The organism is Streptomyces sp. NBC_00829 (genome assembly GCF_045161795.1).
Taxonomy (GTDB): domain Bacteria; phylum Actinomycetota; class Actinomycetes; order Streptomycetales; family Streptomycetaceae; genus Streptomyces.
The window spans coordinates 7,767,974-7,783,506 of sequence record NZ_CP108867.1; the positions used below are offsets into that span (position 1 = coordinate 7,767,974).

Sequence of the window (15,533 nt, forward strand, 5' to 3'; positions counted from 1 at the left end):
CGGAGGGCCCGGCAGCGGAAGGGGATCGAAGATCGCCGTCGCGCCCTGCTGGTGCTCGGTCCGGGGGCTTGACGTCCGGAAGCGGTACCTCGGCGTTGACGACGAACGGGGCCGGGGCGCCCACGGACCGGCCTCTGGTCCGTACTCTGCCGCGGCCTACTTCTGGGCGTGCTGGCCGACGTAGAACAGCAGGTAGATGAAACCGGCGAAAATGTGCGTACCGGCGATATAGAAGAAGGCCCGCAGGGCTACACCCTTTGCCTTCCACTCCTCGCTTTCCCCTCCGCCGCCCCGTACGGACGCAGGCAGGCCTTCGGGCTCGTCACGCATGGCGTATCTCCTGTCGTCTGCCCGGCTCCGGCGTCCGCGGTGTGGCGTGATCGTGGGGGGTGTCGAGGCGGGTGATCGCGGACCGCGCCACCGATTCTAAGGGCTGTCCCGCCGGGGATGACGGGACAGCCCTTGGCGGGGTCCCTGCGACGCACATGTCCAGGACGGTCGAGGCCCGGGTCAGCGATCGCGGCCGTCGTCGTCCGGGCGGAGTTCCGGGTCAGGGCGGGCGGCCTCGGCGAGGAGTGCCTCGGCGCTTTCGTCATGGGCGGCGAGCGCCTCCGCGATGGTCGCGCCCAGTCGACGTATGCCGTCCTTGAGGCGCTCCCGCTCTCCGGGCGGCGCCGATTCGAGGCGCGCCCGCAGCACATCCCGGCTTTCCTCCAGGCGGGTGATCTCCTGCAGTCCGGGGACCGCGTACGGAGTGAGGGTCTCTTCCACGGTGGGCCCACCCACGGCGGTCTCTCTCGGCAGCAGCCGGTCGGAGGGAGACTCCTCCGGGTACGGAGACACCGCCCAGGCCCAGCCGTGTTCGGCCATACCTTCCGCGGTCCACTCCATCAGAAGGTCGGCGCCCTCCTCCACTCGAGTGAAGTCGTAACCGCCGCCGGTGGCGAACCAGTCCAGCAGCGCCCCGGCTGCCGGTTTGGAGGCGTCGCAGCCGGCGCACAACTCGAGATGGATCGGCTGCCCGGCGTCGTCGTCGTGAGGCATGACGACGCTGGTGATCAGCGGCCCGCCACACCGTGAACAGGCTGGCAGGCCCTCCGACAGCACGACGCGGTGCACCCGCACCTCCTCGCTCGGGACCGCTGCCCACCCCGCGGCGGTCGCCGTGGGCGTCGGTCCGAATGGTCAGGATGCACGGTTCTGCGTCGCCCCGGCCTGTCCGGAGTCATCTCAGACGGCCAGGCCGGCATCGCGGTCAAAGTACTACCTCAACCGCCTCACCACACCTCGATCCGCCTTTCGGACGGAGCGGACACCCTCCTGCTCACGGGTGGCGCGCATCGTACAGCGATCCGGTCGGCGCGTGGCCGGTACCAGGAGTTCTCGGTGGAACTGCCTTCACAGTACGTAAGGTCCCCGTCACGGACCGGGCAGGAGGCCCGGGAAACGTGAGTGACGAGGAGCAGGTACCGGTATGGCAAATGTGGAGGTCTCTCTCAAAGAGACGATGACATCGATCGAGGGCGCTGTGGGAACTGCCCTCGTCGACTACACCAGCGGTATGGCACTGGGCACCCTGGGCGGTGGCAAGGACCTCGACCTGGCTGTCGCCGCGGCGGGCAACACCGACGTGATCCGCGCCAAGACCCGCACGATGGAACAGCTCGGCCTCAAGGACGAGATCGAGGACGTACTGATCACACTCGGCGGCCAGTACCACCTCATCCGGCTGCTCAAGGGCCGCGGCGGCAACGGGCTGTTCATCTATCTCGTGCTCGACAAGGCGAATTCCAATCTGGCGATGGCCCGTCACCGGCTCAAGCGCATCGCCGACGATCTCGAGGTGTAGCTAGTCGATCCGCTCCCGGCCTCCGCACGCCCACGATGTGAAGACATCTTCAAGTCGACACATCCAGATCAGGGCAATCCCGTGAGTGTGCGGGGCCGGGAGAATGGAGGATGGATCGGTCTGCACGACACCGCACGCGGCGGCCGGGCCGTGACCGCCGCACCGGACACAGCCCGTCGAAATGCGCGGCAGGGAGCGAATTGACCATGCAGGTCCCCCTCTACCAGGCCAAGGCCGAGTTCTTCCGGATGCTCGGACACCCGGTGCGCATTCGGGTCCTGGAGCTCCTACAGAACGGCCCCGTTCCCGTCCGTGACCTGCTGAACGACATCGAGATCGAGCCTTCCAGCCTCTCCCAGCAACTGGCCGTGCTGCGCCGCTCGGGGATCGTGGTGTCCATCCGGGACGGAGCCACCGTCAGTTACGCCCTCGCCGGCGGCGACGTCGCCGAACTGCTGCGCGCCGCACGCCGGATCCTGACCGAACTGCTGGCCGGACAGAGCGAGTTGCTGGCCGAACTCCGCCAGGCCGACGTCCACCCCTCGCTGCCCCGGGAGACCGCGCGTCGTTCCGTGTAGTACCCGAACGATCCGCAGTCGCCACAGCCCTGGCGCAAGCCCGTTCGCCCACGACCGCGACACCGGGGAGCGGCACAGCCCCGGATCCGGATCCGCTTCGGGCACGGGAGGCAACCCACCACCAGACCCAGCTCACAGATCCGCGCTGATCCAAAGCAAAGGCACTAGCCTTCAACTCTCGACGAGCCGGGAAACGCGGGAGGTGGTGAACGGTGACCGCAGGACTGCGTATTGCGGCCCGTGGCGCCGGACAGTCGGTGCGCGGCTCCGGCGAGGTGCTGCGGGGCATCTCCCTGGACCTGCTGCCCGCGCAACTGACCGCCGTGGCGGGAAGCAGCGGCGCGGGCAAGACCGTCCTGCTGGAAACGCTTGCAGGGATGCGCGTTCCCACCAGCGGTGAGGTTCTGCACGACGGAACGACACCGCCAGGACCGGGGCCCGAGTTCGGCTACGTCCCGCAGGACGACATCATCCACCGCGAACTTCCCCTGCGGCGCACCCTGGTGTATGCCGCCGGCCTGCGCATGCCCTCCGGTACGACCGCCGAGGTGGCCGAAGCGGCGGTGGCCGGGGCGCTGGACACGCTCGGGCTCTCCCACCGGGCCGAGACGGCCGTGCGGGCGCTCAGCGGGGGCGAACGCAAACGCGCGAGTATCGCCGTCGAACTCCTCACCCGTCCGCGCGTCCTCTTTCTCGACGAGCCCACCTCGGGCCTCGACCCCGCCACCGGTGCCGAACTGATGCACACCCTGCGGGACCTGGCGGGCCACGGCACCACAGTCGTACTGACCACCCACAACCCCGCCGACCTCGCCCACTGCGATCAAGTGGTGTTCCTCTCGCCCTCGGGTTCGCCCGCCTTCGTCGGCCCGCCCGCCGACCTCTGTGACGCATTCGCTGTCGCCACCGTGGAAGAGGTCTACGGCGCGGTCGCCTCCGGACACTGCGCCCCCTCGCCGCTCGCCGCCGCCCGTGTGGAAGAGGCTCCTGCGGCAACCGTCCACGGCAGGCCGCCCACGCCCGGACCTGTCCGCCAGTGGCTGCTGCTCACCCGAAGATCAGCCGAAATCCTGCTGCACAACCGGCTCTCGCTCGCGGTGCTCGCCGGCTCGCCGGTCATGATCGTGGCCATGTTCGCGCTGCTCTTCCGCGCGGGCGCCTTCGACCACGCCTCGCCCGACCCCGGGTCATCGGCGATGATCCTCTTCTGGATCGCGTTCGGGGCCTTCTTCTTCGGCCTCACCTACGGACTGCTGCAGATCTGCACCGAATTGCCGGTGCTGCGCCGCGACCGCCTCGCCGGACTTCGCATCGGCCCGTATGTCGCGTCGAAACTCACCGTCATGCTGCCGGTACTGGCCGCCGCGGACGCCCTCCTGCTCGCCGTGCTCCGCGCACTCGACCGGCTTCCCGCCGCCGACACCGGCACCTACGTATCCCTCTTCGTGACCAGCGTCCTCGCATCGGCGGCGGCCCTCTCCCTCGGACTGCTCGCCTCGGCATCGGTTTCGGAACCGGGCCAGGCCACCCTCATGCTGCCACTGCTCTGCTTCCCCCAGGTTCTCTTCTCCGGCGCCTTCGTCCCTGTGCCCAAAATGGCCTGGGGCGGGCAGGCCATCAGCTGGGCCATGACCAACCGCTGGGCTTTCGAGGCACTCGGCGCCGGCGCGGGGCTCGAAGATCTGTGGCGCGCGGGCACCTCCCCGCTGGGTCCGCCGCTGCTGGCCTCGTATGGCGACAGCTTCGGGCACCCGGCGACGCGGGGCTGGCTCATCCTCGGTGCCTTCACCCTGATGCTGCTCGCGGCCACGTGGGCCGTCCTGGTCCGCAGGACCAGGCAGCTCAGCAGCCGTTCCGCGGACTGAGGCCGGCTGTGCCCGGCACCCTGTCCCGGTAGTGCTCGCGGACGAACTCCAGGAACGCGTCGACATCGGCGGCATTGGACGACAGCCCCAACGACACCCTCACGGCACCCGCGGACGCGAGGCCGAGGCTTCCCAGATAGTCGTCGATAGTGTGCACCCTGCGACGCCGAACCGAGCGCAGCACGGGCAGGCTCAGCGAGAACGCCGACTCGCCCGCACCCGGGTTGCAGAAACAGCCGGTACGCAGCGAGATGCCGAGCCGTCCGCTGTCCCGGGTGACGATCCGCTCGTCCACGACCCGGCCGTCAGCTGCGAGCAGATTCAGGGCGACGGTGCCCCCGCGGCCCTCGGTCGAGCGCGGACCATAGAGACGGACCATCGGGGAGCCGTCGGAGTGCGCCAGCAGCTGGAGGCCCGACAGCAGCCGGTTCGTCAAGGCGGACACATGGGCGCCGATCGCCTCCATCCCGATTCCGCCGATCCACTCCAGACCGGCCGAAACATCCGGGATGGACAGGAAGTTCACTGTCCCGTCCTCGAAGGCGGTCTCGTCCGCCGCCATGACGTGCCACCGGGCCTGGGCGCTGACCACGTGGATCGTACCTCCCGCGAACCAGGGCCTGCGCAGCCGTGCGAGCGCCTCCTTGCGGGCGATCAGAGTGCCTACCCCGGTGGGATAGCCGAAGACCTTGTACCAGCTGACGGCCGTGTAGTCGGCTTGCACCAGCGAGAGGTCGAGTGTGTTGGTGGGTACGAAGGCCGCGGCGTCGAGGAGTACGTCGTACCCGCGTGCGCGAGCCAGGGCCACCCACTCCAGCGGATGCTTGACTCCGGTGAAGTTGCTCTGTGCGGGAAAGGCCAGCAGCCTGCGGGGCCCTCGCCGTCCCGTGGGCAGAGCGTCACACAACACCTGCTCATCGAGGCGCAGCTCATGCCCGGTCAGCGGAACGTAGGTCACCTTTGTGTGTGCCGTCCGGGCGAATTCCCTCAGCCCGTTGACGGAGTTGTGGTTGTCGACGCTGAGCACAAGCCGGCCGCCCCGGGTGAACGGATACGCCTCGCCCACCAGCCGCAGGGCGCCGGTGGCATTGGACGTGAACACCGCGGCGTATTCGGCCGGGTCGGCGTTGAAGTGGGCGAGGACTGCGGACCTGGCCTGCGCAAGGAGGTCGCTCGACGCCTGGGAGGCCGGGTTCGCCGAGTGCGGATTGCCGAAGCAGCCTCCGCTGATGCGTTCCGTATGCCCGCGCAGCAGGGATCTCGGAGGCAGTCCGGCGCCCGTGTGGTCGAGATAGACGTGGTGGCCCTCGTCGAGATAGCCGAACTCTTCCTCGCGCAAGGTGTCCCATCGGGTCCCGCCGTCGGCCTGTGCTGCTGACACCATGCCTCCCACGCCCCCCGTGATCGCATGGTTGAAACGGTACCAACGGCCTTGCGCTGGAGGCGGCGGCGCGTCGGGCCGGTCAGGGGCGGAACCCGCGCGGACGAGCCAGGCCCGCGTCCGCCGGCTGCCGCGCCTGCTCGCGGACTGAATTTCGACTCTCTTCCGGAAGCTGCCTCGCGGTGTCCCACAGCGCTACGGACAGGCCACGGTGCCTCGTGTCGCGGAGTGCCCATGAAGCGTCAACGGACGTGCCGCTCTGGTCCGTTCCCGGCCAACTCGCGTTCCTGGCCGCCGACTTGCCGCCCAATACGCAGCACGAGGCAACCCATGGCCAACAGTTGTCGTCCTGCGGAAACGGGGAGACACCAGCGATCCCTGCGGTGTCCCGAGCGGACCGATGATGAGGATGACCATTTTGATACGTATCAGACGCGTGGTGACCGCAGCCGTGGCGGTTCTCGCTACGGCAGCGGCGACGCCGGGCCTGGCCCACGCGCAGCCCTCCGCCCCCTCCCTGCCGCACGTCTTGAACGACACGGGCGACGGCCACCTTCCACCGGGTTGGCAGGTCACGGGTACGGGAGCCGGAAAACAACTCGTCTGGACCTCGCCGAAGGCACTGCCCATGGGCGACGCACGAGTCGAGTTCTACACAGGAAACCGGCTGCTCGGACGGCCGCTGGCCGCGCCCGACAAGCGCTCGTTCCGGCTGGCAGTGGGCGGCGCTCCGATCGGGTCGGCGGCCGACCTGCGGGCGCTGGCCGGCGGCCGTCGCCTCGACGCAGCCGGGGCCGACCGGACCCCGCGCGCCCGGCAGCTCCTGGTTCCCGCGCAGCAGGAAACCCTTCCTGTGAACCCCGTCGACCCCGGGACACCGGGCAAGTACCGCACCGTCAGCGGCGCATACGATCTGAAGCCGGTACTGCTGCCCGGCTTCCCCGCCCCGGTGGAGATGCGCGCCACGGTCGTGGGACCGGCCGACTCCCCGGGAAAGCGGCCGTTGGCGCTCTTCCTGCACGGCCGCCACTCCACCTGCTTCAACGCCCAGGGAGAGGTGGGCGGTGAATGGCCCTGCAACGCCGGCAACCGGCCCGTACCGAGTGAACAGGGCTATCTGCGCGCCCAGAAGCTCCTCGCTTCCCAGGGGTATGTGACCCTGTCCATCGCTGCCAACGGCATCAACGGGCAGGACCACCTCGCGGAGGACGGGGGCGCCCAGGCCCGCTCGTCCCTGGTACGGCTGCACCTCGCCCGCTGGGCGGACTGGGCCGCGGACCGGGCCTCCGCACCGGCTGCCGTGCGCGCGACCTCGCAGGCAGACCTGTCCCGAGTGCTGCTGGTCGGCCACTCCCGCGGCGGGGAGGGCGTCAACCGGGCCGCTCTCGACAGCCTCTACCGGCCGCCCGCCGATCAGGACGGATACAAGGGGCGGGTGCGCTGGAACATCCGCGGCAACGTCCTGATCGGCCCCACCGTCTTCGGACAGAACCCGGCCCCCGACGTGCCCTCCATGACGATTCTGCCCGGCTGCGACGGCGATGTGACCGACCTGCAGGGACAGATCTACGTCGACGGGACGCGCGGAATCAGCCGCGGCACCGCCCTGAACAGCGCGGTCTTCATGGTCGGCGCCAACCACAACTTCTTCAACAGCGAGTGGACTCCGGGGCAGGCGCAGGCCCCGGCCGATGACGACGTCTCCGTCGAGAGCCCGGACCCGGTGTGCTCGCCGGGCAAGAAGACCCGTCTGAACGCCACACAGCAACAGGCCGCGGGCGCCACGTACATCGCGGCGGCGGCCCGGCTGTTCGTTGCCGGTGACGACCGGGTGCGCCCGCTGCTCGACGGCACCGGCCGGCGCGCTCCCTCGGCGGGGCCCGCCCGGGTGCTCACACACGCCGTCGGAGCGAACCGGACGTCGGCCATCCTCCCGGGATCCTCGGTCGCCGTGTCCGGCGGCCGGCTGTGCGCACAGGTGGACCCCAACCCGGCCCGCGCCTGCCTGCCGGCCGACGCGGGGAGGTCACCGCACTTCGCCGACTGGGAGACGACTCCCGAACCGGGCCGCGACGCGGTCGCCATGAAATGGTCGAAAGCAGGATCCGTCGTCTCGGTGCGCCCGGCGGGTCCGGTCTCCCTGGCGGGCGCCGGGGCACTGGCACTGCGGGTGATCGTGCCGCCCAACTCGACCGGCACCCAACTCGACATCGCGCTCGCCGACACCTCCGGCCGGCGCGCGACCCTCGGCCGGGCGCGTATCGACGGACTGCCGGGAAGCGAGCGAACCACGTCGTACTGGGCCCGCGAGATCCGCGTACCGCTCACCGCCGCGGTCCGGGCAGGCGTGGACCTGAAGCGGGTGAAGACCGTGGAACTGACACCACGCAACCGCTCCGGGCGGGCGTGGCTGATGGACGCCTGGGGCTGGCGCCCCGGCACACCGGCGGTACGCCCCGCCGCGCTGCCGCGCGTCGACATCGGTCGGTTGACGGTCAAGGAAGGGGACTCCGGGGTGCGGACCTACCGCGTTCCGGTACAGGTTTCCGGGCGAGGCAGCGGTCAGGTCCGGTTGTTCGTCGCCAAGCCGGGCACGGACAAGGTCACGCACCGGACGGTGACGGTGCGCCCGGGAAGCCATGACATCGACGTGCCGGTCGCGGTCCGCGGCAACAACCGCTTCGGGCAGGACGTCACGCACGACGTGTTCGTCAAGGCGATTCGCGGCGCGGTGGTCGGCTCTCACCACGGCGGGGTGACCGCCCAGAACGACGACGCCATGCCCAAGGTCACGGTGACGCCGGTCTCGGACCATGTCACCGAGGGCCGGCCCCTGACCTGGCGCGTGTCGCTGTCCGAGGCCGCCGACACAGCCATCCTGGGGGAGTTCACACTCTTGCCGGTCGCCGACGGCGTGGAGCTCTCCACCGTGGACGTCCAACGGAAATGGCTGGAGGACAACTTCGGCACGTCGCCGAATCCGGCCCGACCGCTGTCCCGGCTGGTGGAAAGCCCGTATCTGCCGGTCACGATATCCGCCGGCAAGTTGAGCGTCGACGTGAGCGTTCCCACCGTCGGGGACGCCGTGAGCGAGCCGGAGGAGTCGCTGCGCGCGCAGCTGACCACCTACGACGAGTCCTGGGAGCCGCGGCTCAGCCCCGTGCTGACCGGCACGGTGCGGGACGCGTCGTAGGGCGGACACGAGAGACCGTCGGACGTAACGGACACCGGTCCCCGGAAGGGGGCCGGTGTCCCGGCAAAGTCCCAGAGGCCGACCGCGTACGGAAGGCCAGTGGGACGCGATCATGACACGTGCTTGAGTGGAGCCCGCTGATCACGGCCCGGGAATCCCGTGCCACGGAAGGGGAGAGAAAGGCCATGCCGTACGAGGGCGGAAGCACCGGACGCGACGCCGATGCTCTGGGCAGGCAGATCCTGGAAGGGGCACAAGAGGCGCTCAAACTCACGCAGGAGCAACTGGCCAAAAAACTTGGTCTGAAGAGCGCCCGGACGATCCGAAACTGGAAGGCCAACCTCTCCGATCTGAGCGCGGGGCAGCTCGAAGCACTCGCCGACGCCTTGGAACTGAGCGAGCCCAACCGGGTCAACCTGTATCAGCTGACCGGGAAACTTCCCCCGGCCCCGCCGGCCAGTGAAGTGCCCACCGCGGAACTCGCCGTCTATCAGCGAATGATCGACGGCATCGAGCATCCCTGCGTCGTCTACGGCTACGCCTGGGACGTCGTGCTGACGAACGCCCCCTATCGAGCCCTCTTCGGTGTCGTCCGCCGTCACCCGACCGACTCCCCGCTCATCAACACGACCCGGTTCATCCTCTTCCACCCGGACGCCTACAGAATCCTCGGCGGGGACCGTGACGCGTTCGTCGAGTCCTGGCTCATGCCGTGCGTGGCCAACTTCACCTCCGTTCTCGGGCAGCGCCCCGACGACCCGCGATTGCGGAGCATCGAGAAGGAGATCGACGCACGTCGGGACGTCCGAAGCGCCTATCGGAACGCGCCGCGATGGCTCGCCAGGACCGGCGACATGCACCTCAACTCCAGCCCGCGCCCGATGTTCGATCCCCGGTCAGGGCGGCTGACACCCGTCCACTGCATCACGACCACCCACCCGGGATGGCAGTCGCAGGTGATCCAGGTGGCAACCTTCGTATTCCCTCCCCCCGATGACGCGGGCCGTGCCGCAGCTGCCCAACTCGGCCTGTTCCCGATGACCGGACTGATCCGCGCCCAGTCCCTGGGTGAGCCCGCGCCGGGTCCGGCCTCCCCGCAGCCCCCCGCTCCACGCGGGGAGCGGGCACCGCAGCCGGCCGCAGCCGTCGAGGGCGCGGAGGCCGCGGAGGCCGCGGAGAGCGAGGAGGCGGACGATCAGTTGAGGAGGCTGCTCGACGGGTGGCGGAAGGCACGCGGCTTCAGCCAGACCGAACTGGTGAAAGCCGTCGGAATGCAGAGTGACCGGAGCTATCGCTACTGGATGGTGGCACCCACTGAGCTGAGCGACGACCTGCTGGGCAGATTCGCGAGCGTCCTCGGCATCGACGAGGAGGACAGCGCCCGCATGTACCGCCTGGCAGGCCGTCTTCCGCCCGCCAAGACCGCGAGCGAGATGCGGAACACACCCGCCATGCAGCTGTATCAGAAGGTCCTCGACGGAATTCCGTATCCCTCTCAGGTGTATGACGCCAGTTGGGATGTGATCAGGTCGAACACCGCCTACAGGGATCTGTTCGGAAGCGTTCCGGGACGCGGACCTGATTCTCCGCTCCGCAACGGGCTGCGCTTTGTGCTCTTTCACCCGGATGCCCACGAGATGCTGGGCGGCGGTGACGCCGAGGCCTTTCATGACGCGTGGCTCATGCCGGCCCTTGCCAACTTCGCCGGCGTCCTCCACCGGAGCCCCGAGAACCCGCAGTTGCTCGGCATGGAGCTGGAGATCACAGGCCGCCCGGCGCTGCGCGAGGCGTACCGGCTGGCGCCACGCTGGCTTCGCGAGCACGGAGACATCCACGTCAATGACATGCCCCGGCCTCTGCGGGACCCGCGCACCGGACGGCTCACCCACGTTCAACTCGTGACCGAGGCACACCATGGATACCAGCGGGGCACGGGCCTGACGCACGTCACCTTCGTGCCGTCCGACTGAGCGAATCGTTTCCTTCGGTGCGAACACGCAGGTCGCCACCGCGAATCCCGGCCCTATTTGGGGACAGACGATGGCATTCGTCCCGGCAGGAGGAAGGAACCGGAAATTACGTTTCCGGTCGCTGGCGCTTCCCCGGGAAATGACCATGATGAGAACTCGTCAAGCGAACACAACTGCCCTGCTGCGCAGGGGTGGTGTCACGGAGGGCAGCAGGCGATGCCGAATTGCGAGCACTGCGGGCCACCTTCCGCACAAGGGACACGCGGCGCCCGCCCCGTCTCGGTGAGGAGCTGATGCTCAGGGCCCCGCAGGAGGCCTCGCCCTTCCGTACGCCACGGGAGGCCCCACGGACGAGGCGAGGAGGGGGCATGCCGACGCTCGGGCAACTGGTCGACCAGCGCACGGAACTGCAGTTGCGGTTCGTCGAGGCCATGGCACCGGCCGGCGCGGACACCAGGGTCTCGTCCCTGGTCAGGGTGAGCGAACCGGAGCTGATCAGCGGCCGGTTCGACGTCGCCCGGCCTTCCGGAACCCTGGTCCTCCTCGCGCTGACCACCGGAACCCTCACCGGCAGAGCGGCCCTCGCCACCGAGCGCATGCTGACCGCCCTCGCGGAGTACAGCGCGTCCGGCCTGGTGGTCACGGCGCCCGTTCACGGCCTGCATGTCTTCTCCGCCGCGACCCGCACTCTTGCCCGGCGCCTGCGCGTCCCGCTGCTCACGACGACGGCCGAGTGGGCAGCCTGGAAGACCCTCAACGAGGGCATCGCACGATGCCGGGCGCAGTACGCCGAGCGCCAGGTGGAGAACCTGGCCGGACTGCTCCACCGCCTGCCGACACAGCCGGCCGACCGCTCGGCCACCCAGCGCATCACCGAGTGGCTCGCATCAGCCTTGGAGGCGCAGGTACGGGTCGGCACGCCACGACGTGAAGCGCTCGCGGACGCCACGCAGACCGAGCCCGCCCCAGCTCACCTCGTCGAGGCCACCACCGGTTCCGCCGCACCGCGTGTTCGGGCGGAGACGGCACGCTCCGCGATTCACACCCGGCAGGTGTCGCTCGCCCCGACCGGCGCAGCTGCCGCGGTCCTGGCAGTGGAAGCGGACAGGCCTTTCGACAACGCCGACACCTGGCTCATTCAGCACGCCGCGAAGCTGTGGGGACTGGTCGACCAGGTGCACCGCGGTTACGAGATGGCGGCGCGGTCCGCGCGCGAAGCGCGAGCCGTGACGTACCAGCTCCTGATGAGCGGTGAGACCGCCACGGCGCGCAGGGTCATGGAGGGGCTCGCCCCCGGCCTGCCGCCCACCGGCGAGGTACGCGTCTATGTGATCGACTGCGGTTCCGCGGACGAGCGGGCACGAACCGTCAGCCGATACGAAGCGGTTGTCGCCGACCGGGCGCTGGTCATCCGCTGCCCCGCCCGGGAACGGCACATCGTCGTCGTGGAGCCGCTGCGGACCACCTGTCGTTCCGGGACCGGGGTCGCCCGCGATGTCGAGCGGCTCGTGCTGTCCCACGCCGGCCCCCACCGGCTCGGAGGCAGCCACCCTCGCCCGATGGCAGGGACCTCGCTGGCGCAGCTGCTGGACTGCCCCCGCATCCGTACGTGGGCCGAAACGCTCCTGGCACCGCTCGGTGCGGACCGCCGCGACCTGAGGCGCACCCTGTGGGCCTGGCTGGACCATGACGGGCGGGTGAAAGCGGTGGCCGGTGACCTGAATCCCTCGGAGGTGACCGTGCGGAACCACCCGAGGACGGTGGAGGACCTCACAGGCCGGTGCCTGACCGGTCTGAGCGGCATCCGGGACATCACCGCAGCCCTGACGGTCTGCCGGGGGATTCCCGATCTCTCCCCTTCCACCCGTGCGACGGCGCGCACATGTCGCGCCTCTCATGCCGTGATGCCTGGTCAGAATCAATATTCGGATGCTTGAGGTGGTCGAAATGACATTCCGCCGTGCTGCCGTACTCGGGCCCACGTCCGCCGACGTGCCGACCGCGGACGAGCTGTGCTCCGCCGAAGTCGCCGCGGAAACATGGTTTCTCCCGGCCGACGGCGCCGGGCGGGAGGCCGTCCGACTCGTGGGAGACCCGGCCACGGGCGTGGACGCCCACTGGCCCCGGCTTCTCGCCGACTGCGATCTCCTCGTCACCCTCTTCGACGACGCGCGGCTGTTGTCGCGGGCCGTGGTTCCTCGCCTGTTACCTCATCTGCCCATCGGCGCGGTGTGGCTGCAGCTGGGCAGGGCGAGTGCCGACGAGACCGAAGGCTTCGCCCTAGCGGCCGATGAATACGACATCAACTTCGTGAACGGGTGCATCCTCATGGAGACATGGCAGCGCGACCGGCTCGGGATCCGTCGTTCGTCGGTGGTCGCGGGAGCTCCCCGAGGGTGTGCGGACACAGCGCGTCCCCTCTCGACGCGCCGGGATCCTGGCTGGGATTTCGTGGGCGCCCCCCGGAATCCACGCTCCCGATCAGGCACGCACCACCAAGTCCCGCGCGCCACGAGGCCCCGCCACCGCAAGCCGGTCGGAGAGGGCTGATTTCTCCGCGGTTGCGGCTTGTTCCGGCTCGCCGCATTCGCGCACCCTGAAGCCGGTCGTCTCCGCGCAGCCGCACACGTGCCGTTGCGCGGAGACGGCCACCCACCCGCCGATCGGCCGGTCAGCCAGGTGTCGGGCGCCACGCGGCGGCCCACTCCAGCAGCTGGGAGTCGAACCTGGCACGTTCCGGACGGCGCAGTGCGGCGGGGGAGGGCCGAGTGCGCGGCACGGCCCGCGTGGCGCCCCACTCGTGGGCGGGGCCGAAGATCTCGTTGTAGGCGGGGCGGCCGTCCTCGCCGATTCCCGTGATCTCCCAGACATGGGAGACGTACCTCTGCGTGCGTCCACCGTTCTCTGAGGTGGACCACAATCTGCCAGGTCACGGCCTTTCGGCATGCACAGTCGCGCAGCCGGGGGTGAGCGAGGTCAGTCCGCGGCGCACCTGTCTGCCACCCCGCGCCGTCACCCGAACCGACATCCCTTGGGCGCCCGGCCCGCTCGACGCGCACCCCGCCCATCGCCACGATCGGTCGCCGCGCGACCGCGGGCCAAGGAGTGCCTCCCGGCTCTAAGGGCAGCGGGTCGTGGGTGGTCGGGACATCCCCCCTGATGATCGACCGGCCTCCCGGATGGTGAGGGCGGGGCCGAGCCGAAACCCTGAAGCGGTGGCCGCACACCCGCAGAGAAGTGGCCGCACACCCGCAGACAACAGAGGAGTACTCATGCAGTCCCGCCGCGCCGTCATGCTGACGGCCGCTGCCGCCGTCGCCCTGTCCGCCGTCCCGGCACGAGCCGCATCAGCGCAGCCGCGCGGGACCGGGCTCCTACGCCTGAGGCTTCCCGCGCCGAGCGGGCCGCACCCTGTGGGGACGGTCTCCCTGCGGCTCGTCGACGGGACGCGTCGCGATCCCTGGGTCGCGTCCCAGCCGTACCGCGAGCTCATGATCGGTATCCGCTATCCGGCCCGTGCCGTCGGCGCCCATCGGGCCGCCCCGCAGATGCTCCCCGGCGAGGCCTCCGGATTCGCCGCCCTGAACAACCTCACCGACGTGCCCAGCAGCCACGTCGACTGGGCGGCCACGCTCACCCACGCCCACGAGGGCGCACCGGTCGACCGGCACGGCGGCCCGTACCCCGTCGTCTGCTACTCACCCGGCGTCGTCGACCCGCGCTCCCTGGGTACCACGCTCTGCGACGACCTGGCCTCCCGAGGCTATGTCGTGGTGACAGTCGACCACACGTTCGACGCCGCCGCCGTCGAGTTCCCCGGCGGTCGCGTGGAGCGCTCCGTTCTGCCCGAGGAGTACGCGAAGGCGTACCCGGACGAGGACCGCGTCACTGCCCTGCTGGAGAAGACGCTGGCCGTACGGGTGGCAGACACCCACTTCGTACTGGACGAGCTGCCGAGGGCGCTGAGCGGGGACCTGCGTGGGGTGATGGACTTCGGCCGGACCGGCATGTTCGGTCAGTCGGCAGGCGGCTTCACCGCCCTGCAGGCGATGCACGACGACCCGCGGATCGCGGCAGCCGCCAACCTCGACGGCCCCCTCGCGTACGTCCAGAAGGACAGCACTCCCGGCCATCTCTCCACCGTGGCCGCCCATGGCCTCGACCGCCCCTTCCTCCTGATGGGCAAGGACGGCAACGACCTGAGCACAGTCCCGTCCTGGGGTGCGCTCTGGCGGAACAGTCCCGGCTGGCACCGGGGCCTGACCCTGCGGGGCGCGGAACACGCGACGTACACCGACGCGGAAGCCGTCGTCCCCCAGATCGCCCAACGGCTCGGCCTGTCGCGGGCGACGGTCGTCGCGAACATCGGCACGATCGCGCCGAGGCACGCCATCACCGCCGAACGGGCCTGCCTCGCCGCCTTCTTCGACCGCTGGCTGCGCGGCCGGGACGACGAGGGGCTGCTGGACGGTCCGTCGGGCCGCTTCCCGCAGGCGCGCTTCTTCTCCTGACGGGATCTCCGGCGGCATCCGCGCGTCGGGCCAGCCCTGGCCGGCGCAGAGACGACCGCGCGTGGAGTACGGGTTCCGTACTCCACGCGCGGCTTCGAAACGCGGCCTCGGCGAAACGCGGCCGGTGGATCGACGGCCTCCGGCAGGGGTGTCCGGCCGTCGCCGGATACCCCTGCGAGCCGGCGA

General features: G+C 70.0%; 12 protein-coding genes. 8 read left to right on the forward strand and 4 right to left on the reverse strand.

Annotation, left to right across the window (positions count from 1 at the left end):
- Positions 1 to 156 precede the first annotated feature (156 nt).
- Both OG293_RS34795 and OG293_RS34800 read right to left on the reverse strand, forming a co-directional pair.
- Complete coding sequence (locus OG293_RS34795) at positions 157 to 330, reverse strand: DUF6126 family protein (protein WP_406002723.1); 174 nt, start codon at positions 328 to 330, stop codon at positions 157 to 159.
- Positions 331 to 510: 180 nt separating this feature from the next.
- On the reverse strand, positions 511 to 1,125 hold the full coding sequence (locus tag OG293_RS34800) for a DUF6300 family protein (protein WP_406002724.1): 615 nt from the start codon (positions 1,123 to 1,125) through the stop codon (positions 511 to 513).
- A 349-nt stretch (positions 1,126 to 1,474) separates the two neighbouring features.
- On the opposite strand from OG293_RS34800, the gene OG293_RS34805 reads away from it, so the two are divergent.
- The 3 genes from OG293_RS34805 (at position 1,475) to OG293_RS34815 (ending at position 4,292) form a co-directional block, all read left to right on the forward strand.
- Complete coding sequence (locus OG293_RS34805) at positions 1,475 to 1,849, forward strand: hypothetical protein (protein WP_406002725.1); 375 nt, start codon at positions 1,475 to 1,477, stop codon at positions 1,847 to 1,849.
- A 206-nt stretch (positions 1,850 to 2,055) separates the two neighbouring features.
- Positions 2,056 to 2,427 carry an ArsR/SmtB family transcription factor gene (locus tag OG293_RS34810; RefSeq protein WP_406002726.1) on the forward strand — a complete coding sequence of 124 codons (372 nt, stop codon included), beginning with the start codon at positions 2,056 to 2,058 and terminating at the stop codon, positions 2,425 to 2,427.
- Between the two features lie 212 nt (positions 2,428 to 2,639).
- Complete coding sequence (locus tag OG293_RS34815) at positions 2,640 to 4,292, forward strand: ATP-binding cassette domain-containing protein (protein ID WP_406002727.1); 1,653 nt, start codon at positions 2,640 to 2,642, stop codon at positions 4,290 to 4,292.
- Here the strand turns inward: OG293_RS34815 and OG293_RS34820 are convergent.
- Positions 4,270 to 5,676 carry an aminotransferase class V-fold PLP-dependent enzyme gene (locus OG293_RS34820; RefSeq protein WP_406002728.1) on the reverse strand — a complete coding sequence of 469 codons (1,407 nt, stop codon included), beginning with the start codon at positions 5,674 to 5,676 and terminating at the stop codon, positions 4,270 to 4,272. The two genes, OG293_RS34815 and OG293_RS34820, sit on opposite strands and share 23 nt — an antisense overlap.
- 415 nt (positions 5,677 to 6,091) lie before the next feature.
- On the opposite strand from OG293_RS34820, the gene OG293_RS34825 reads away from it, so the two are divergent.
- From OG293_RS34825 to OG293_RS34840, 4 genes are all read left to right on the forward strand, one after another.
- Positions 6,092 to 8,866: an alpha/beta hydrolase family protein gene (locus OG293_RS34825; protein ID WP_406003809.1), complete on the forward strand. Its 2,775-nt coding sequence runs from the start codon at positions 6,092 to 6,094 to the stop codon at positions 8,864 to 8,866.
- Positions 8,867 to 9,051: 185 nt separating this feature from the next.
- The gene (locus OG293_RS34830) at positions 9,052 to 10,836 is read left to right on the forward strand and encodes a helix-turn-helix domain-containing protein (protein WP_406002729.1); all 1,785 of its coding nucleotides are present in this window, start codon (positions 9,052 to 9,054) and stop codon (positions 10,834 to 10,836) included.
- A 368-nt stretch (positions 10,837 to 11,204) separates the two neighbouring features.
- A complete protein-coding gene (locus tag OG293_RS34835) occupies positions 11,205 to 12,773 on the forward strand; it encodes a hypothetical protein (protein WP_406002730.1) in 1,569 nt (522 codons plus the stop codon).
- 10 nt (positions 12,774 to 12,783) lie between these two features.
- Entirely contained in the window at positions 12,784 to 13,386 is a 603-nt protein-coding gene (locus OG293_RS34840) for a hypothetical protein (RefSeq protein ID WP_406002731.1), read from the forward strand.
- Between the two features lie 121 nt (positions 13,387 to 13,507).
- On the opposite strand, the gene OG293_RS34845 is transcribed toward OG293_RS34840, so the two are convergent.
- Complete coding sequence (locus tag OG293_RS34845) at positions 13,508 to 13,756, reverse strand: hypothetical protein (protein ID WP_406002732.1); 249 nt, start codon at positions 13,754 to 13,756, stop codon at positions 13,508 to 13,510.
- A gap of 352 nt (positions 13,757 to 14,108) precedes the next feature.
- Between OG293_RS34845 and OG293_RS34850 the strand changes: the two genes are divergently transcribed.
- Positions 14,109 to 15,347: an alpha/beta hydrolase family protein gene (locus OG293_RS34850; RefSeq protein ID WP_406002733.1), complete on the forward strand. Its 1,239-nt coding sequence runs from the start codon at positions 14,109 to 14,111 to the stop codon at positions 15,345 to 15,347.
- The last annotated feature ends 186 nt before the right edge of the window (positions 15,348 to 15,533 follow it).